The sequence below is a fragment of the Telluria sp. GW821-FHT07G12 genome (assembly GCF_059418525.1).
The window spans coordinates 265,151-282,258 of the sequence record NZ_JBWKQA010000006.1 but is presented as its reverse complement, the minus strand read 5'-3'; the positions used below and the strand labels follow the sequence as shown (position 1 = coordinate 282,258).

The following is a 17,108-nucleotide window of genomic DNA, read 5'->3' as shown; positions in this document are numbered from 1 at the left end:
GGCCGATCCAGGCACAACGACAGTGAAAGAAATTGTTTTGAACACTAACGACACGACACAACGGGTCCCGTCTCGCCTCATTATCGCATCGCGCGAGAGCCGGCTGGCCATGTGGCAGGCCACGCACGTGCGCGACCGGCTCGCGGCATTATATCCGGATTGCCAAATCGACATTCTCGGCATGACCACCCGCGGTGACCAGATCCTCGACCGCACCCTGTCCAAGGTCGGCGGCAAGGGCCTGTTCGTGAAGGAGCTCGAGGTGGCCATGCATGAAGGCCGCGCCGACCTGGCCGTGCACTCGCTGAAGGACGTGCCGATGGAACTGCCGGAAGGCTTCGAGCTGGCCGCCGTGCTCGAGCGCGAGGATGCCCGCGACGCCTTCGTGTCGAACGACTTCGACAGCCTGGCCGGGCTGCCGGCAGGCAGCGTGGTCGGCACCAGCAGCCTGCGCCGCCAGGCCCTGATTGCCGCGCGCTACCCGCAACTGGTGATCAAGCCGCTGCGCGGCAACCTCGACACCCGCCTCGGCAAGCTGGACCGCGGCGACTATGCCGCCATCATCCTCGCCGCCGCCGGCCTCAAGCGCCTGGGCCTGGAGCGCCGCATCCGCGCCTACCTGGAAACCGAGGAGAGCCTGCCGGCCGCCGGCCAGGGCGCGATGGCGATCGAGATCGGCTCGGGCGCCCGCAACGACGGTGTCGACCTGCGCGCGCTGCTGGCGCCGCTGAACCACGAGGACACCGCGCGCGCCGTCGCCGCCGAGCGCAAGGTCTCGCGCGTGTTCGGCGCCAGCTGCCAGATCCCGCTGGCGGCCCACGCCATCGTCAATGGCGGCGAGCTGCAGCTGCGCGCCATGGTCGCGACGCCCGACGGCCGCCGCAGCGCCTTTGCCGAAAACAGCGGCCCGGCCAATCTGCCGGAACAGCTGGGCGAGCGCGTCTCCGCCGCTCTGCGCGAACAGGACGCCGACGCCATCCTGGCCGAGTGCAAGGCCGAGGCGGCCGCACCCTGATGACGGCCGCGGTCGTCATCACCCGACCCCGCCAGCAGGCCGAGCCGCTGGCGCGCGCCGTGGCCGCCCTCGGCCGCGAGACTGTGCTGCTGCCGCTGCTGGAGATCTCGCCGCTGGCCGACGATGCGGCCTTGCGGCGGGTGCTGGACGACCTGGCCTCGTATGCGATGGTGGCCTTCGTTTCGCCGAACGCGATCGACGCCGCCTTCGCCCACATCGACCGCTGGCCCGAGGGCGTGGACATCGCCGTGGTCGGCGAGGGCAGCCGCGCCGCGCTGGCCAAACACGGCATCGGGAGCGCGGTTCGCATCCATTGCCCCAAGGATCCCGCCTTCAGCGATTCCGAACATTTACTGCAGGCGCTCGACCTGGCCCAGCTGGCCGGCCGCCGCGTGCTGGTGGTGCGCGGGGAGGGCGGGCGCGAGCTGCTGCCGGACGCCCTGCGCCGCGCCGGCGCCGCGGTAGAGACCGTGGCCGCCTACCGGCGCGCGGTGCCGGCCCTGAGCCCCGAACTGGCTGCCCGGCTGCCCGGCTTGCTGGCCGGCCCGAACGACTGGATAATCACGAGTTCGGAAGCGCTGCGCGGCTTGGTGTCCCTGGTCGAGCGGCTCGAATCGAGCGAATTGACATCCCAACTGCGGCAGCAGCGCCTGATCGTGCCGCATGCGCGCATCCATGAAACGGCCCTCGCGCTGGGTTTCGGCCGCCTGGTCCTGACCGGTTCCGGCGACGAACGTCTCCTTGCCGCGTTACAATCACAAGCATGAACGAATTGCCCAATAATCCAGAATCGAGCAAGGGCGGCCAGATGGTCCCGCCGGAGGCCTATGTGACGCCTTCGCAGGCCGAGCCGCGTGTGCCGGAAACCACCCGCGTGGGCGGGTTGCTGAACAAGCCGCAGAACGTGGCCATCATCGTCCTGGCCGTGCTGCTGGGGCTGCAGACCTGGTCGACCCACAGCCGCTTCAACCGCCTGCGCGAGGACGTCGCCAAGACCCTGCAGAAGGACAATGCCTCCAACGCCGAGACCGCCCAGCTGGTCCGCGAGACCCAGGAGGCGGCCAAGACCCTGCAGGTCAAGGTCGGGGTGCTGGAAAGCCGCCAGGCCGAGTCGCAGAGCCAGCAGGCCGCGCTCGAGCAGATGTACCAGGACATCAGCAAGAACCGCGACGAATGGGCGCTGTCCGAGATCGAGCAGGTGCTGTCGACCGCCAGCCAGCAGCTGCAACTGGCCGGCAACGTGCAGGGCGCGCTGATCGCGCTGCAGAACGCCGACCGCTCGCTGTCGCGCTCCGACAAGCCGCAGTTCATCACGATCCGCCGCGCCATCGCGCGCGACATCGACAAGCTGAAATCGCTGCCCCAGGTCGACCAGGCCGGCATCGCCCTGCGCCTCGATAACGTCATCTCCCAGGTCGACAACCTGCCGCTGCTGGCCGACGAAAAGCCGGCCGAGCCGATCGCGCCGAGCCGCGTGAATCCGCCGCCGAAGAACGGCAAGGCGGCAGTCAAAGGCGCCGCCCCGGCCACTCCCGAGGAGCTGTCGCTGGGCCGCCGCGTGGTGAATACCTGGCGCAACTGGAGCCAGGAGATGTGGGACGACATGCGCCAGCTGATCCGGGTCCGCACCGTGGACCAGCCGGAAGCGCTGATGCTGTCCCCGAGCGAAGCCTATTTCGTGCGCGAGAACCTGAAGCTGCGCCTGCTGAACGCGCGCCTGGCCCTGTTGTCGCGCAACGAAGGCACCTTCCGCGACGACATCGGCAGCGCCCAGCAGACGCTCGGCCGCTACTTCGACACCAAGGCGCGCTCGACCCAGTCGGTGCAGGGACTGCTGCGCCAGGTCCAGGCCAACAACGTCACCATCGAGGTGCCGGACCTGTCGGAAAGCCTGAACGCCGTGCGCAACTACAAATCGAAACCGTGAGGAGCTGACCCATGCGCCTGCTTCTCTGGTTAGTCGCCCTGATGGCCGCGGCGATCGGCATCGCCGTGACCGCCCGCTTCAATCCCGGCAACGTGGTGTTCTTCTACCCGCCGCACCGGATCGACCTGTCGCTGAACCTGTTCGTGGTGCTGGCGGCGCTGCTGTTCCTGCTGCTGTACGGGCTGGCGCGGGCGGTGCGCGCCACCCTCGGCATGCCGGCGCGGGTGGCCGAGTACCGCCTGCGCAAGCGCGAGCGCGAAGCCAACCGCGGCCTGCGCGAGGCCCTGAAAGCCCTGTTCGAAGGCCGCTTCGGCCACGCCGAGAAGGCCGCCAAGCGCGCCGCCGAACTGCCGGAGAACGCCGGCCTGGCCGCGCTGATCGGCGCCCGCGCGGCCCATCGCATGCGCGAACCGGCGCGCCGCGACGCCTGGCTGGCCGGCATCGTGCACGACCAGGCGCTCAAGACCGCGCGCCTGATGACGGTCACCGAACTGCTGGTCGACGAACACAAGCCGGAAGCCGCGCTGGAAGCCGTGCAGGAGCTGAACGCCAGCGGCCAGCGCCACATCCACGCCCTGCAGTGGGCGATGAAGGCCAACCAGCAGGCGCGCAACTGGCCCGAGGTGCTGCGCCTGGTGCGCATCCTGGACAAGCGCAACGCCCTGCATCCGGCCCTGTCGAGCCGCCTGCGCGAAATGGCCTACGAATCCCTGCTGGGCGAAGGCGGCCACGATGCCGAAAGCCTGAAGCGCATGTGGGCCTCGGTGCCGAACGCCGACCGCTGCAAGCCCTACATTGCGGCGCGCGCGGCCAGCGCCTTCAATGCCCGCGGTCTGCACGACGAAGCCCGCGTGATCGTCGAGGATGCCCTGAAGTCCGAGTGGGACGAGCGCGTGGTGCGCGCCTACCGCGAGGCCGCCGGTCCCGAGGGCTCGGCCACGCTGCTGGCCCAGATCGAGAAGTGCGAGGGCTGGCTGCGCGCGCATCCGGGCGATGGCGAGCTGGCGCTGACCCTGGGCGCGCTGTGCCTGCGCCAGAAACTGTGGGGCAAGGCCCAGCGCTACCTGGAGCAGGCCCTGACGGACGCGATCAATCCGGACCAGGTGCGCGAAGCCCACCTGAAGCTGGCCCAGCTGCACGAAGCCCTCGGCCAGCAGGAAGAGGCGAGCCGCCACTTCCGCCAGTGCGCGCTGGCCACCGTTCTCTAATTCCAAGCGGAAAAGGCCTGGCTTGTGCGGCGCACAAGTACAGGCCGATTCGCTATAATGGCCCCCTTTATTATTCCTAAAGCAACCCAAGCAAGGACCAACCATGAGCCTGAACAACGTCAACGCCGGCCGCGATGTGCCGAACGATTTCAACGTCGTCATCGAAATCCCGATGAATGGCGACCCGGTCAAATATGAAGTGGACAAGGAATCCGGCGCGATCTTCGTCGACCGCTTCATGGGCACCGCGATGCACTATCCGTGCAATTACGGCTACGTCCCGAACACCATCGCCGACGACGGCGACCCGTGCGACGTGCTGGTGATCACCCCGTTCCCGCTGATCCCGGGCGTGGTCGTGCGTTGCCGCGCGCTGGGCGTGCTGAAGATGACCGACGAAGCCGGCGGCGATGCGAAGATCCTGGCCGTGCCGGTCGAGAAGCTGGCCCCGCAGTACGCCAACATCAAGACCCATGAAGACGTCGCGGAACTGACCCTGCGCCAGATCCAGCACTTCTTCGAGCACTACAAGGACCTGGAAAAGGGCAAGTGGGTCAAGGTCGAAGGCTGGGCAGGCCCGGACGCCGCCAAGGAAGAGATCGTCAACGGCGTGAAAAGCTACGAAGGCCAGGCGAAGTAATCTGCGCCTGCAGGAAAGAAAAGGCCAGGTTCGCCTGGCCTTTTTCGTTGACGGGGCCGCGCCTCAGCGGCAGTCGCCCGGCAGCCGCGAACGGCTGCCGGGGAGTTTTACATCACCAGCCCTTCATTACCAGCCGATATCCTGCAGCAGCGGGTAAGTCAGGTCGCGCGGCGGCGTCACCTCGTGGGTCAGGTCGTCGTTGATGGCCGGCTCCATCAGCTGGTTCGGCTTGGCCTCGGTGGTGTAGTGCGAGACCGTCGAACCCGGCGAGTAGATGGTCGGCGTGTACAGCAGGATCCGGCCCTGGGCGTCGGTGCCGGCCAGCCGCGTCGTGTTCAGGCCCAGGCTGGCGACCACGCCCGACTGGGTGCGTGAACGGCGCTGCAGGCTTGCCTTGATCGTCACGCCGGCAGCCTGCGTGATGCGCACCGACGGGATCGAGATCGCCGGATCGTTGCCGCTCATGCCGGCCACGTCGCCCGGGGCATTGTCCGCCACCACCATGCCGATCGCGCCGGCGGCCTGCACGTTGCGGGCCTTGGTGACGAAGTCGCAGCTGCCGCGGTCGACCAGGGCGACATTGCCGCGCACGGCCAGCGAGTTCAGGGCGTTCAGCGGATCGCAGGCCAGGCCGGTGCCGTTGGCCTGGTCGACCACCGGCATCAGCTGGCCCTGCACCGGCGGATTCGACAGCGGCGGGCCGAAGGAGGCGTCGCCGACCTCGTAGTTGCCGCCGGCCTGGCCGGCGGCGCTGCCGGAAATCGCCAGGTTCGACATCGGATCCAGCACCTGCGGCACGGCGGCGGTCACGCGCGGGCCGTTCCAGGACAGGCCGCGCCAGGTGACGGCCGATTGCGCGCGCTCGGCCGGCGTGCTCTCGACCCAGGTGCGGTTGGTGCGGTTGTTCAGCAGGTAGTAGTCCCAGATCGAGGGGATGTCGAGGATCTCCGCGCCGGTCTCGTCGTCGGTGAAGGTCTGGAAGCCCAGGCCGTGCGCGAACTCGTGCAGCAGCACGGTGACGAGGTCGATCTGGTCGCCGAAGTTGCGGTCCAGGCCGAGGTAGAAGCCATTGCCCGGCAGGCAGTCCTGGAACAGGCCCAGGCGCGAATTGAAGCGCGCGATGATGTGCGGCTCGCCCGGGGTGGAGACGTCCTCGCCGGCCAGCTTGCTGGCCAGGGCGGACGGATACCAGGTGTTGGCGCGCGGCGCGTTGGTGAAGTCGCTCCAGATCTCGTTCGCGCCGGCCGAGCCCAGCACGGCGCTGGTGGCGGTGCAGGACAGCGGCACGAAGGAAGCGCCGATGCGGATCGGCACGTTGCTGGTGAGCGTGGCGCCCCAGATCTCGGCGGCGCGCTGGAAGGCGTACAGGCGCTGCTGGCCGAGCGTGGTGCCGGGGTTGCCGCCGACCGGCGCGGCCGGGGTCGGGTCGTTGAAACCTTCACCGGCTGCGTTCTGGTTGACGATCACGATGGTGGCGGCGGCGTGCGCCGTGGTCATCGCGCCGACCGCCAGGGCCAGGGCGCAGGCAAGGGTGGCGACGATGCCGGCGGCTGCCTGCTGCAGGCGCGGATGGCCGGGCTTGTCTTCTTGATCAGCGGGCTTCATGGCGATGCTCCTTGTGTTCGGCGTTGGCGGGATGCTGCATGGCTTCCTGGGCGTTGTCGCCGCCCTGCACGCACTGCTCGGACAGCTTGCCGTCGGCGCCGCGCGTGACGACGTCGTAGACCAGGGTCTTTTCGCCCAGGCGCACGCCGCGGGCGCCGTCGCGCCGCGTCAGCACCTTGTTCTCCTGCGGCGCGCCGGCCATGGCGGCGGCGGACGGCGGGGTCTTGGCGCGCAGCTGGCGCAGTTCTTCCGGCGTCGGCGCGCGCATCTTGCCGGTTTGCGGGTCGCGCACCACCACCATCCCTTCCTTGCGCTCCTGCGCCTTGGCATGCATGCTCAGCGAGGCCAGCACGCACAGGGCGGCCAGCATGCTCAGGGTCATCATCTTTTGCTTGGACATGGCATCCTCCGATCAGGCGTGGAATTGACGGCGGCGCAGGCCGAACAGGCCGAGGCCGGCCGCGAGCATCGCCCAGGTGGTCGGCTCGGGCACGGCCGTCACCACGCTGACCGTATCCAGGCCCACATAGTTCAGGGTATCGGCGGGGCCGAAGTAGCGGAAGGCGAAGCGGCCTTCGCCGCTGCCCGTCACCGTGGCGCTGTACTGTGACCAATCGCCCGGGTAGTCGCCGGCGGCGATGATGCCGAGGCTGGTGAAGCCGGAAATGTCGGTGCCGGCGCCGGACGAGTACAGCACCTCGAGCTGGTCGCTGAAGCCGGGATCGCCGGCCTGGCGGGTGTAGAAGCTCAGCACCGACTCGCCGGACAGGTTCAGGACCGGCGTGATCAGCCAGTTGTCGACCGTGCCGGCGCCGTTGGCGGCGCCGAGGTAACTGGCGGCGGCATAGGCATCCGCGGCGCCGGCCTGGGCCGGGAAGATGCCCGAATTGCCCTGGAACCAGGCGGAACCCGGCGGGACGCTGTTGTTGACCAGGGCCCAGCCGCTCAGGCCGCTGACACTGCCGAATCCTTCGTTCAGAACCTCGATGCTCTGGGCCTGCGCGGCCGTGGCGCCGAGTGCGGCCAGCGAAAACGCGGCTGCCGCAAACAATCTATTGACGGGTTTCATGGAAAGCCCTTTCTTGGAAGCCAGTAGGATGGTGAAATCGCTCGCGCTGGCTAGTCGACGAGGCCATGCTGAGTTCATCATATGGTTGAGATGACAACAGGCATTGATCTTTAGCTAAGGGGCGGACTGGACTTCGTGCGCGCTGCAAGGTACTGCCGTGCAGGCCGGCCGGGGGCGTGAAGTTCGCCCGGCGGAGGGGGAGGAAACAAAAAAACGGCGCCCGGAGGCGCCGTCGAAATCAGCCGGCCGAGGGCCGCGCCGGATGGCGACGCAGTCTCAGCTTGCCGACGATGCCTATGGGGAAGAAGTAGATGGAGAGGATGAACAGCACGCCCAGCCACAGCATCCAGCGGTCCGGGTGCAGGGCGGCGGCCAGCATCGGCACGCCGGACAGCATCTCCGAAGCCTGGCCCATCAAAGTCTTCAGGTAGTTCTGCGCGAGGATGAAGAGGGCGGCGCCGACCACCGCGCCGTACATCGTGCCCATGCCGCCGATCACGACGATCAGCAGGATGTCGGTCATCACTTCGAAGCCGAGCGATGTCTTGGGGCCGACGTAGCGCAGCCACAGGGCCATCAGGGCGCCGGCCAGCGCGGCCACGACGGCCGCCAGCACATTGGCCCAGATGCGGTAGACCACGGTGCGGTAGCCCAGCGCCTCGGCGCGGAACTCGTTCTCGCGGATCGCCTGCAGCACGCGGCCGAAGGGCGAGTTCACCAGGCGCAGCAGGAACAGGAAGAGGACCAGGCAGCCGAAGAACACTAAATAATAGGTGATCAGCTTGCCGTCGACCGAACGCCCGAACACCTCGTTCTCCATCAGCGTATAGCCCGGCGACAGGACCTCCGGCACGCTGAAGGTGCGGCCGTCCTCGCCGCCGGTGAAGTCGGACAGCTGCGAAGCCAGCACCGCGAACGAGGACGCCACCGCCAGCGTGATCATGGCGTAGAAGATGGCGCGCACGCGCAGCGCGAACAGGCCGATCACGAAGGCCAGGACGATGGTCAGCAGCAGCGCCAGACCCAGGCCGACGAAGACGATGCCCCAGCTCGGCTCCTCGACGCTGGCCAGGGCGATGCCGATGCCGTAGGCGCCGATCCCGTAGAACATCGTGTGGGCGAAGGAGACGATGCCGGTATAGCCGAGCAGCAGATCATAGGACGCCACCAGCACGATGTAGATGCAGATGGTGGCGGCGGTGTTCAGCGGCCGCGCGCCCGAGAACAGGAAGGGCGCCAGCAGCAGCCCGAACAGGACCACGAGCAGCAGGACGGTGAGGGCGCGGCTGCGCGGCAAGTCGCCGGAAAACAGTTTGATCAGCATGCTCAGCCCCGCGACTTCGAATACAGGCCGGCCGGACGCCACAGCAGGATGGCGATCATCAGCACGATGTTCGACACCAGGTTCAGCTTGGGCGCCAGGAAGCCGGCATAGTTGTGCAGCAGGGCCATCAGGATGGCGCCGATGAAGCAGCCGCCCACCGAGCCCAGGCCGCCGATGATGACGACGATGAAGACCATGATCATGACTTCGCTGCCCATGCTGGCCACCAGCGTTTCCTTGTACAGGCCCCACATCACGCCGCCCAGGCCCGCCAGCGCCGAGCCGGCTGCGAACACGCCGACGAACAGGCGGCGGATGCGGTAGCCCATGGCTTCGACCATCTCGCCGTTCTCGACGCCGGCGCGGATCAGCAGGCCGATCTTGGTGCGGTTCAGGGTCAGGAACATCGCCGCGAACACGAGCAGGCCGACGGCCACCGCCAGCAGGCGGTACTTCTCGATCGCGGCCTCGCCGATGAAGATGGCGCCGCGCAGGGTGGCGGGCAGCGGCAGCGGGATCTGCTCGGCGCCCCAGATCACGTTGATCAGCTGCTCGGACACGATCATGCCGCCCATGGTGATCAGAATCTGTTTCAGGTGCTGGCCATACACCGGCATGATGACGATGCGCTCGAAGGCCCAGCCGATCAGGGCCGTGACCAGCATCGCCACCAGCACCGCGAGGCCCAGCACGCCGAGGTTGGCAGCCAGCGAATCGGCTTCCAGCCAGCCGCGCATCGGCAGCAGCACCATCGTGGCGCTGAAGGCGCCGACCGACACGAAGGCGCCATGGCCGAAGTTCAGCACGCTCATCAGGCCGAACACGAGGGTCAGGCCGCTGGCCATGATGAAGATCATCATGCCCATGGCGAGGCCGGCGACGGTCAGGGTGACCCAGGTCGGCAGGGAGACGAAGGGCAGCACGGCCAGGGCCAGCGCCGGTATCAAGAGCAGCGGCGCGAGGTCGCGCCTGGCGGCCGGCAGCGGGGCGTCGGCCTGCGTCTTGGTGATGGGAAGAGTAGCGCTCATTGGTGCGAATCCAGGGAAAGTCCGAGCAGGCGCTGCTGCAGCGCCTCGTCATTGACCAGGTCGTGCATCAGGCCGGCGTGGGCGACGCGGCCGTCGTCCATCACGCTCACGCTGTCGCCGAGGCTGCGGACGAAGTTGAAATTCTGCTCGACCAGCAGGATGGTGGTGTTGGTGTCCTTCAGCTCGCGGAAGGCCATCATCAGGCTTTGCACGATGGCCGGGGCCAGGCCCTTGGTCGGCTCGTCCACCAGCAGCAGCTTGCGCGGCTCGACGATCGCGCGGGCGATCGCCACCATCTGCTTCTGGCCGCCCGACAGGTTGCCGGCCGGGTAGTTCCAGAATTTCTTCAGGGCTGGGAAGAAGCCGCAGATCCAGTCGACACGCGCTTCGTCCAGCGGACCGTTGCGCGCGGCCAGGTAGAGGTTCTCGCGCACCGTGAGTTCCGAGAACACGGCCATGCTCTCAGGGACGTAGGCGATGCCGGCGCGCGCGATATCCGGCGTGCTCATCTTCGTGATGTCGCGGCCGTCGAACACGATGCTGCCGGCGCTGGCCTTCCACAGGCCCATGATGGTGCGCAGGGTGGTGGTCTTGCCGGCGCCGTTGCGGCCCAGAAGGACGGCCAGGCCGCCGCGCGGCACCACCAGGTCGACGCCTTGCAGGATGTGGTACTGGCCGATGTGGGTGTGCACGCCGGACAGCGTCAATAAGGGCTCATGCATGTTCCGGAGTTCCAAGATAGGCTTCCTGTACGATTTTCGATTGCATGACTTCGCGCGGCTCGCCGTCCGCGACCAGGGTGCCGTTGTGCAGCACGATGATGCGGTCGGCCAGCGAGCGCACCACGTCCATCTTGTGCTCGACCAGCAGCACGGTCTTGTTGCGCTCGGCCTTGACCTGGTGGATCAGGTCGAGCACGACCGGGACTTCGTCCACGCTCATGCCGGCGGTCGGCTCGTCGAACATCAGGATCTCGGGTTCGAGGGCCAGCAGGATCGCCACTTCGAGCTTGCGCTGGTCGCCGTGGGGCAGGGTGCCGACCAGCACGTCGCGCTTGGCCGCCATCGAGACGCGCTCCAGGTAATGTTCGGCGCGCGCGATGACTTCCTTGTGGCCGAACCAGACCGAGAACATGTTCAGGCCGATGCCGGCGCGGCTCTGCACCGCCAGGCGCACGTTTTCCAGCACGCTCAGGTGCGGGAACAGATTGGTGAGCTGGAACGCGCGTCCCACGCCCAGGCGGGTGCGGGCCGCCGGACCCAGCTTCGTGACGTCCTGGCTGCGCAGGTGCACGCTGCCGGAGGTCGCCGCCAGCTGGCCGGACACCAGGTTAAAGTAGGTGGTCTTGCCGGCGCCGTTGGGGCCGACGATCACGGTCAGGGTGCCGGGATGGAAATCGGCCGTCACCCCGTTCACCGCGACATGACCGCCGAAGCGGATCGTCAGGTCGCGGGTGGACAGGGAGGGCTGCTGCTGTGCGACGTTCATGTCAGCGCTTGTTCCGCACCGGCAGCGGCAGTTCGGACGCCGGGATTTCGCGCACCAGGTCCAGCAGGTCCCACTCGTTCTTCTGGTCCTTCTTGATGCGGAAGTGGTACATCGGCTGCAGGGCCTGGTGGTCTTCCTTGCGGAAGCTCATCGTGCCCTTCGGGGTCTCGAAGGACATGCCCTCCATCGCCGCCGCCAGCTGGTCGCCGTTCGCGTTCGGCACCTTGGTCAGGGCCGCGACCACCGCGCCGGCGGCGGCCATGCCGCCCGCCGTGAACATGTCGGGCGGGGCCTTGAAGCGCTTCGTGTGCTCCGCCACCAGCCAGTCGTTCATCTTGTTCTTCGGGAAGCCGTAGTAATAGAAGATGGTGCCTTCGGTGCCGGCATAGGCCTTCCAGGTCTTCATCACCGGCAGGATGTTGCCGCCCGGGGCCAGCGTGATGCCGTAGCGCTCGGGCTTCATGTCGGCGATCTTGTTCAGCGGATTCGGACCGGCCCAGACGATGGCCAGCACGCGCGGCTGCGGCTTGTCCTTCAGGGCGTCGAAGATGCGCTGGGTCGGCGCGGTGAAGTCGGTCGAGGTGGCGGGCGCGTATTCCTCATGCACGACGGTCGCCTTGCTGCCGGTGGCGGCCAGGGCTTCCTTGCCGGCCTTGACCGCGTCGCGCCCGAAGGCGTAGTCCTGGGCCAGGAAGGCCACGCTGCCGCTCTTCAGGGTCGAGGCGGCTGCCAGCGCATCCTGCATCGAATTGCGCGCGGTGCGGAAGATGTACTTGTTCCACTTGGCGCCGGTGATCTCGTCGGCCACGGCCGGCTCGACGATCAGCACCCTCTTGTATTCCTTCGCCACTGGCAGCATCGCCAGCGCCGAGCCGGAAGACGTGGTGCCGACCGCGATGTCGACCTTGTCGTCGCCGTAGGCCTCGGCCAGCAGGGTGCGCCCGAGATCGGGCTTGCCCTGGTCGTCCTTGACGATCACCTTGATCTTGCGGCCGTTGATTTCCATCTTCCCGCCGGTCAGGTATTCCAGACCCATCATGAAGCCGGTCTCGGTTTCCTTGGCATAGGCTTCCAGGGCGCCGGTCTTGCCGGCGATGAGGGCGACCTTCAGGTCCGGGGCGGCGAGGGCGCTGGAACCGGCGGTGGCGATGAAGGCTGCCAGCAGGGCGGTGGCAATAGGCTTGATGCGTTTCATGTGGTCTCCTCGTTTCTCTTGCTGTGTTCTGTTCAGGGCACGGTCGCCAGGAAGGCGGCGATCGCCTCGAGTGCCGCCGGCTCGGTCAGCATGGGCGCGTGGCCGACTTTCGGCACCTCGACGTACTGCATGTTCGGCGCCGCGCGGCGCATCCAGTCGGCCTGGCGCGCTTCCACCAGGTCGGACAGTTCGCCGCGCACCATCAGCACGGGACGCTTGCGGGTCAGGCGGCGGAAGGCCATGCGCGCGGCCAGGGACGTCGGACGCAGTTTACCGGTTTGAAGTGCAATGGCAATGTTCGGATCGTAGCGCGGCGCCAGGCGGCCCGCCTCGTCCTGCTCGAAGGCGCGGCGCGCCCACTTGCCCCATTCCTCGTCGGAGTTGTCGGGGAAGGCGCACAGGTTGATGTCCTTGACCAGGCCGGCCGCCTCGGGCCAGCTGCCGGGCGCCGCCGTCTTGCCGGCATAGCTCGCGATGCGCGCCAGGCCCTTCTCGGACAGCACCGGGCCGACGTCGTTGAGGATGGCCGCGGCGACCAGCTCGATGTGCTGCGCGGCCAGCGCCATGGTAATCAGGCCGCCCATCGAGGTGCCGACGAACACCGCACGGGCGATGCCGAGTTCGTGCATCATCTTGGCCACGTCGCCGGCGTAGACGACGGGGGTGTAGTTGTCGTGCCTGGGGTCGCGCTGCGAGTGTCCGCGTCCACGCACGTCGACCGCCAGCACGCGCCGCGACAAGGCCGCGATCAGGGGCGCCAGTTCGTCGAAGTCGGCCGAGTTGCGGGTCAGGCCGTGGATGCAGATCACGGGCAGGCGCGCGGGCCCGCTACTGCCGGCATAGTCGCGTGCGTACAGGCGCAAGCCGTCGTCGCTCGTGAAGCTGATTTCAGTGTAGTTGGACATTGGACCCCGTTATGATCTTAAAAAGAGGGCGTCCCGCAGGACGCCCCTGTGGCCGTCTTACGGGGGCGGATCAGAACTTCACGTTGACGGTGGCGCGCACGGTGCGCGGGTCGCCGTAGAACGCGGTGACGGTGTTGAAGAAGCCGGAGAAGTTATAGCCGGCGGTCTTGTAGCGCTTGTCGGTCAGGTTGCGGCCGTGCAGTCCGACCTGGATCTTGCGGTCGGCGCTGGTCCAGACCAGGCCCGCATCCCACAGCGCATAGCCATCCTGGGCCAGCATCAGGTTGCCGGGGATGGTGGCGTCCAGGCTGGCCACGCCGGTGGGGCGCGCGATCTCGGTCTGGTACACCTTGCCCTTGTAGGACAGGCTGTTCGACAGGCTGACGGAGCCCGAACGGCCCATCACCGCCATCGGCCATTCGTAGTTGACGGCGATGTTGGCCGAGTTCTTCGGCGTGTTCTGGAACTCGGTGCTGCCGGCGATGTTCACCAGGCTGGCGCCGTTCGCCACCATCCACTCGTTGTACTTGGCGTCGATGTAGCTGTACATCGCGTTCACGCTGAGCTGGTTGGTGATATAGGCGACGCCTTCCAGTTCCAGGCCCTTGATCTTGGCCTTGCCGGCGTTGGTCAGGGAACCGGCGAAGCCGTTCACGTTGCCGGCGGCGTCGAAGGTCGGGATCGAGCCCGGGATCTGCACGTTCTTGTAGTCGGTATAGAAGACCGCGGCATTGGTCTGCAGGCGGCCGCCGTTCATCGACGACTTCACGCCCAGCTCGATGCTGCTGACTTCTTCCGGCTCGACGCCCTTGCGCTTGGCAAGGGACACGACCGAGTTCGGACCGCCGGTGGCCGCCAGGTCCATGCGCGGATCGAACATGCCGCCCTTGAAGCCCTTGGACCAGGTGGTGTACAGGTTGTGCTCCGGGGTCAGCTTGTAGCCGAAGCCGAGCTTGGGCGTGAACTTCTTGTCGGTGCGGTGCAGCGCATCCTTGCCGAGGTTGGTGTTCGGGTTGCCGAAGGCGACCGCGGCGGCATTGCCCAGGCGCGGCGAGCTGTTCAGGCCCAGGTAGGTCTGCTTGAAGATTTCGGCGCGGCGCTCGTCCTCGGTATAGCGGCCCCCGACCGTCACGCTGAGGGCGTCGGTCAGGTTGTAGCTGGCGTCGGCGTAGGCGGCCCAGGTCTTGGAATCGATGTCGTCGTGGGTCAGCAGCGACAGGCCGCCGGCGGCGTTGTACAGCACGTCGAAGTCGTTGTACGCATTGGTCTTCATGTAGAACACGCCGGCCACGCCCTGCACCTTCTGGCCGGTGTAGGTCAGCTGGAATTCCTGGCTGGTCTGGTTGTCCTTGTAGAAGGAGGGCGCTTCCCACAGCGGCACTTCGAGCGAATCGAAGTCGATCGGCGCATAGGACTTCGACTTGCGGTAGGCGGTGATCGACTTGACCGACAGGGTCGGGTCGATGGTGTACTCGGCCAGCAGCGAAGTGCCCTCGGTGGTGACCTGCTGCTCGTGGCCCATCACCTTGTACAGGTTGGCGCGGGTGTCGTAGGTGCCGGAGGCCGGCTGGATGTTGCCCGGCGCCGGGCCCAGGGTCAGGCGCTGGCCCTGGCGCGCTTCGGAATCGTCGACGGTCTTGTCGGTGGCCAGGCGGATGAACAGGTCCGGGGTCGGGGTCAGCTCCAGGCTGATGCGGCCGGCCACCACGTCCTTGTTGTAGTTCTGGCGGCCGTTCAGGATGTTGTGGCCGAAGCCGTCGCGGTTGAAGGTGCCGACGGTCGCGCCGATGCGCAGGATGTCCGAGATCGGCATGCTGCCCTTGACCACCAGGTCCTTCTCGCCGTAGTTGCCGAAGGTGACTTTGGCGTCCAGGGTCGGCTTCGGCGCCAGCTTGCGGGTCACGTACTTGACCGCGCCGCCGATGGTGTTGCGGCCGTACAGGGTGCCCTGCGGGCCGCGCAGCACTTCGATGCGCTCGAGGTCGTAGATGTCGGTCAGCGCGCCTTGCGGGCGGGCCAGGTAGACGTCGTCGAGGTAGATGCCGACGCCCTGCTCGTAGCCGGCCACCGGGTCCTGCTGGCCGATGCCGCGGATGAAGGCGGTCAGCGTGGTGTTGGTGCCGCGCGAGGCCTTCAGGGTGGTGTTGGGGACGGTGTCGGTCAGCGCGGTGATGTCGGGGATCGCGCTCTTTTCCAGCTCGGCGCCGGAGATCGCGGTGACGGCGCCCGGCACGTCCTGGATCAGCTCGGCGCGGCGGCGCGCGGTGACGACCACCTGGTTCATGTTGTCGGAGGCGGCGGCCGCAGCGGGAGCGGCGGCGGCGGCGCCGGTGTCCGCGCCTTCCTGGGCATGGGCTACCCCGATGGCCCCCCCGTAGATCGCCAGCAGCACGGCGGTGGAGATGGCGGAACGGTTCAGTAGCATCAGTTTCTTTTCGGTAAGACGCATCGTATGTCTCCTAATAATTTTTGATAGCAGCATGCGTTCAGGTTTTCGCACGGGATGGAGTTTGCCCCGCACAAGACTGGTTGAATAGATAACAACGCGCTCAACTGTTGTGCAAAAATGCACAGGGAGGCTTTGAGACGTGCATACACGAGGGGGGAAAACGCCTGCTTCACTCTGGAGAAGAGCATTTGCGCAGCTGAGTAAAGGAAAACATTGGCATGGAAATGTGCACTGGTGCACAATAACTGTTGCTGATATCAGACAATCATCAAATGCATACCTTGCCCGAGTGGACTGATCTGCGTTTCTTCCTCGAACTGGCGCGCGCCGGCACGCTGTCGGGCGCCTCGCGCCGGCTGGAAGTCGAGCACACGACCGTGGCGCGCCGCATCGACCGCCTCGAAAGCCAGCTCGGCACGACCCTGTTCGACCGCTCGCGCGAAGGCTACGAGCTGACCGAGATGGGCCACGCCCTGCTGCCGCACGCCGAGGCGATGGAAGGCGCGTCGCTGGCCGCGCTCGAGCAGCTGGGCGGCGCCGAGCTGGGCGCCCAGGGCGTGGTGCGCCTCGGCGTGCCGGACGTGTTCGGCATACGGGTGGTGGCGCCGCTGCTGGTCAAGCTGCTCGACACCCACCCGGACCTCTCGATCGAAATGCTGTCGCTGGCGCGCTTCGCCAACCTGGCCAACCGCGAGGCCGACCTCGGCGTGATGCTGGACCCGCCCGCCACCGGGCGCTACGTGGTGACGCGCCTGGCTTCCTTCCGCTTCTACCTGTACGGTTCGCCGGATTACCTGGCGCGCCATCCGCCGATCCGCAGCCAGGCCGACCTCGAACGCCACGACTTCGTCGACTACGTGCAGGACCGCCTGGCCAGCCGCGAGCTGTCCTACCTGAACGAGCTCGGCTTCACGCCGCGCCGGCGCTTCTGCTCGCTCGGCATGGGCGCCCAGGTCGAGGCCGCGGCGCTGGGCATGGGCCTGATGATGGCGCCGCCTTATGCGATTCCGGACGATGGCCGCCTGGTGCCGGTCTTGCCCGGCTTCTACGCCGAGCGCTCCTTCTGGCTGGCCGCGCCGACCGACCTCTACCGCCTGCGCCGCGTGAAGGTGGTGTGGGACCTGCTGCGCGACCTGGCCGACAACAATCCATCGCTGTGGTGGGTGAAGGGCGATATCGGGCGGGCCGCGTGATGCTCGTCCGTCCTTACGTCGCTGCCGACCGCGAGGCCGTGAATGCGGTGGCGCCGATCCGC

At 67.3% G+C, this 17,108-nt stretch carries 16 protein-coding genes; 6 read left to right on the top strand and 10 right to left on the bottom strand.

All coding sequences use genetic code 11. The features are described 5' to 3' along the window. Nucleotides 1-109: 109 nt before the first annotated feature. The 5 genes from hemC (at nucleotide 110) to ppa (ending at nucleotide 4,790) form a co-directional block, all read left to right on the top strand. Nucleotides 110-1,015 carry a hydroxymethylbilane synthase gene (hemC, locus tag AC07PE_RS22250; protein ID WP_498768599.1) on the top strand — a complete coding sequence of 302 codons (906 nt, stop codon included), beginning with the start codon at nucleotides 110-112 and terminating at the stop codon, nucleotides 1,013-1,015. Then, the gene (locus AC07PE_RS22245; RefSeq protein WP_498768597.1) at nucleotides 1,015-1,782 is read left to right on the top strand and encodes a uroporphyrinogen-III synthase; all 768 of its coding nucleotides are present in this window, start codon (nucleotides 1,015-1,017) and stop codon (nucleotides 1,780-1,782) included. The genes hemC and AC07PE_RS22245 overlap by 1 nt, the downstream gene beginning before the upstream one ends. Next, nucleotides 1,779-2,942: a uroporphyrinogen-III C-methyltransferase gene (locus tag AC07PE_RS22240; protein WP_498768538.1), complete on the top strand. Its 1,164-nt coding sequence runs from the start codon at nucleotides 1,779-1,781 to the stop codon at nucleotides 2,940-2,942. Before AC07PE_RS22245 ends, AC07PE_RS22240 begins: the two co-directional genes overlap by 4 nt. Before the next feature lie 11 nt (nucleotides 2,943-2,953). After that, nucleotides 2,954-4,150, top strand: a complete 1,197-nt coding sequence (locus tag AC07PE_RS22235; protein WP_498768536.1) for a heme biosynthesis protein HemY — start codon at nucleotides 2,954-2,956, stop codon at nucleotides 4,148-4,150. 103 nt (nucleotides 4,151-4,253) lie between these two features. Continuing rightward, nucleotides 4,254-4,790 (top strand): inorganic diphosphatase, encoded by a 537-nt coding sequence (gene ppa, locus AC07PE_RS22230; RefSeq protein ID WP_498768534.1) that lies wholly within the window; start codon nucleotides 4,254-4,256, stop codon nucleotides 4,788-4,790. A gap of 126 nt (nucleotides 4,791-4,916) precedes the next feature. Here ppa and AC07PE_RS22225 read toward each other — a convergent pair whose 3' ends face one another. From AC07PE_RS22225 to AC07PE_RS22180, 10 genes are all read right to left on the bottom strand, one after another. Further along, nucleotides 4,917-6,395 carry a PA domain-containing protein gene (locus tag AC07PE_RS22225; protein ID WP_498768532.1) on the bottom strand — a complete coding sequence of 493 codons (1,479 nt, stop codon included), beginning with the start codon at nucleotides 6,393-6,395 and terminating at the stop codon, nucleotides 4,917-4,919. Then, nucleotides 6,382-6,795, bottom strand: a complete 414-nt coding sequence (locus tag AC07PE_RS22220; RefSeq protein WP_498768530.1) for a post-PEP-CTERM-1 domain-containing protein — start codon at nucleotides 6,793-6,795, stop codon at nucleotides 6,382-6,384. The genes AC07PE_RS22225 and AC07PE_RS22220 overlap by 14 nt, the downstream gene beginning before the upstream one ends. Nucleotides 6,796-6,807: 12 nt before the next feature. Then, on the bottom strand, nucleotides 6,808-7,464 hold the full coding sequence (locus tag AC07PE_RS22215; protein ID WP_498768528.1) for a choice-of-anchor J domain-containing protein: 657 nt from the start codon (nucleotides 7,462-7,464) through the stop codon (nucleotides 6,808-6,810). Nucleotides 7,465-7,702: 238 nt separating this feature from the next. Further along, nucleotides 7,703-8,788: a branched-chain amino acid ABC transporter permease gene (locus AC07PE_RS22210; protein WP_498768526.1), complete on the bottom strand. Its 1,086-nt coding sequence runs from the start codon at nucleotides 8,786-8,788 to the stop codon at nucleotides 7,703-7,705. Between the two features lie 2 nt (nucleotides 8,789-8,790). Further along, on the bottom strand, nucleotides 8,791-9,816 hold the full coding sequence (locus tag AC07PE_RS22205; RefSeq protein ID WP_498768524.1) for a branched-chain amino acid ABC transporter permease: 1,026 nt from the start codon (nucleotides 9,814-9,816) through the stop codon (nucleotides 8,791-8,793). Then, complete coding sequence (locus AC07PE_RS22200) at nucleotides 9,813-10,538, bottom strand: ABC transporter ATP-binding protein (RefSeq protein WP_498768595.1); 726 nt, start codon at nucleotides 10,536-10,538, stop codon at nucleotides 9,813-9,815. Before AC07PE_RS22200 ends, AC07PE_RS22205 begins: the two co-directional genes overlap by 4 nt. Beyond that, nucleotides 10,531-11,304 (bottom strand): ABC transporter ATP-binding protein, encoded by a 774-nt coding sequence (locus AC07PE_RS22195; RefSeq protein ID WP_498768522.1) that lies wholly within the window; start codon nucleotides 11,302-11,304, stop codon nucleotides 10,531-10,533. The genes AC07PE_RS22200 and AC07PE_RS22195 overlap by 8 nt, the downstream gene beginning before the upstream one ends. A 1-nt stretch (nucleotide 11,305) precedes the next feature. Further along, the gene (locus AC07PE_RS22190) at nucleotides 11,306-12,499 is read right to left on the bottom strand and encodes a substrate-binding domain-containing protein (RefSeq protein WP_498768520.1); all 1,194 of its coding nucleotides are present in this window, start codon (nucleotides 12,497-12,499) and stop codon (nucleotides 11,306-11,308) included. Nucleotides 12,500-12,531: 32 nt separating this feature from the next. Next, the gene (locus tag AC07PE_RS22185; RefSeq protein WP_498768518.1) at nucleotides 12,532-13,404 is read right to left on the bottom strand and encodes an alpha/beta fold hydrolase; all 873 of its coding nucleotides are present in this window, start codon (nucleotides 13,402-13,404) and stop codon (nucleotides 12,532-12,534) included. 70 nt (nucleotides 13,405-13,474) lie between these two features. Further along, nucleotides 13,475-15,853 (bottom strand): TonB-dependent receptor, encoded by a 2,379-nt coding sequence (locus AC07PE_RS22180; RefSeq protein WP_498768516.1) that lies wholly within the window; start codon nucleotides 15,851-15,853, stop codon nucleotides 13,475-13,477. Nucleotides 15,854-16,125: 272 nt separating this feature from the next. Between AC07PE_RS22180 and AC07PE_RS22175 the strand changes: the two genes are divergently transcribed. Continuing rightward, nucleotides 16,126-17,046 (top strand): LysR family transcriptional regulator, encoded by a 921-nt coding sequence (locus AC07PE_RS22175; protein WP_498768514.1) that lies wholly within the window; start codon nucleotides 16,126-16,128, stop codon nucleotides 17,044-17,046. Nucleotides 17,047-17,108: the final 62 nt, after the last annotated feature.

Coding starts and splice junctions, on each gene's coding strand:
- AC07PE_RS22200 (WP_498768595.1), bottom strand. CDS start 10,538: ATGCATGAGCCCTTATTGACGCTGTCCGGCGTGCACACCCACATCGGC.
- AC07PE_RS22195 (WP_498768522.1), bottom strand. CDS start 11,304: ATGAACGTCGCACAGCAGCAGCCCTCCCTGTCCACCCGCGACCTGACG.
- AC07PE_RS22220 (WP_498768530.1), bottom strand. CDS start 6,795: ATGTCCAAGCAAAAGATGATGACCCTGAGCATGCTGGCCGCCCTGTGC.
- AC07PE_RS22185 (WP_498768518.1), bottom strand. CDS start 13,404: ATGTCCAACTACACTGAAATCAGCTTCACGAGCGACGACGGCTTGCGC.
- AC07PE_RS22175 (WP_498768514.1), top strand. CDS start 16,126: ATGCATACCTTGCCCGAGTGGACTGATCTGCGTTTCTTCCTCGAACTG.
- ppa (WP_498768534.1), top strand. CDS start 4,254: ATGAGCCTGAACAACGTCAACGCCGGCCGCGATGTGCCGAACGATTTC.
- hemC (WP_498768599.1), top strand. CDS start 110: ATGTGGCAGGCCACGCACGTGCGCGACCGGCTCGCGGCATTATATCCG.
- AC07PE_RS22240 (WP_498768538.1), top strand. CDS start 1,779: ATGAACGAATTGCCCAATAATCCAGAATCGAGCAAGGGCGGCCAGATG.
- AC07PE_RS22215 (WP_498768528.1), bottom strand. CDS start 7,464: ATGAAACCCGTCAATAGATTGTTTGCGGCAGCCGCGTTTTCGCTGGCC.
- AC07PE_RS22180 (WP_498768516.1), bottom strand. CDS start 15,853: ATGCGTCTTACCGAAAAGAAACTGATGCTACTGAACCGTTCCGCCATC.
- AC07PE_RS22205 (WP_498768524.1), bottom strand. CDS start 9,816: ATGAGCGCTACTCTTCCCATCACCAAGACGCAGGCCGACGCCCCGCTG.
- AC07PE_RS22245 (WP_498768597.1), top strand. CDS start 1,015: ATGACGGCCGCGGTCGTCATCACCCGACCCCGCCAGCAGGCCGAGCCG.
- AC07PE_RS22210 (WP_498768526.1), bottom strand. CDS start 8,788: ATGCTGATCAAACTGTTTTCCGGCGACTTGCCGCGCAGCCGCGCCCTC.
- AC07PE_RS22190 (WP_498768520.1), bottom strand. CDS start 12,499: ATGAAACGCATCAAGCCTATTGCCACCGCCCTGCTGGCAGCCTTCATC.
- AC07PE_RS22235 (WP_498768536.1), top strand. CDS start 2,954: ATGCGCCTGCTTCTCTGGTTAGTCGCCCTGATGGCCGCGGCGATCGGC.
- AC07PE_RS22225 (WP_498768532.1), bottom strand. CDS start 6,395: ATGAAGCCCGCTGATCAAGAAGACAAGCCCGGCCATCCGCGCCTGCAG.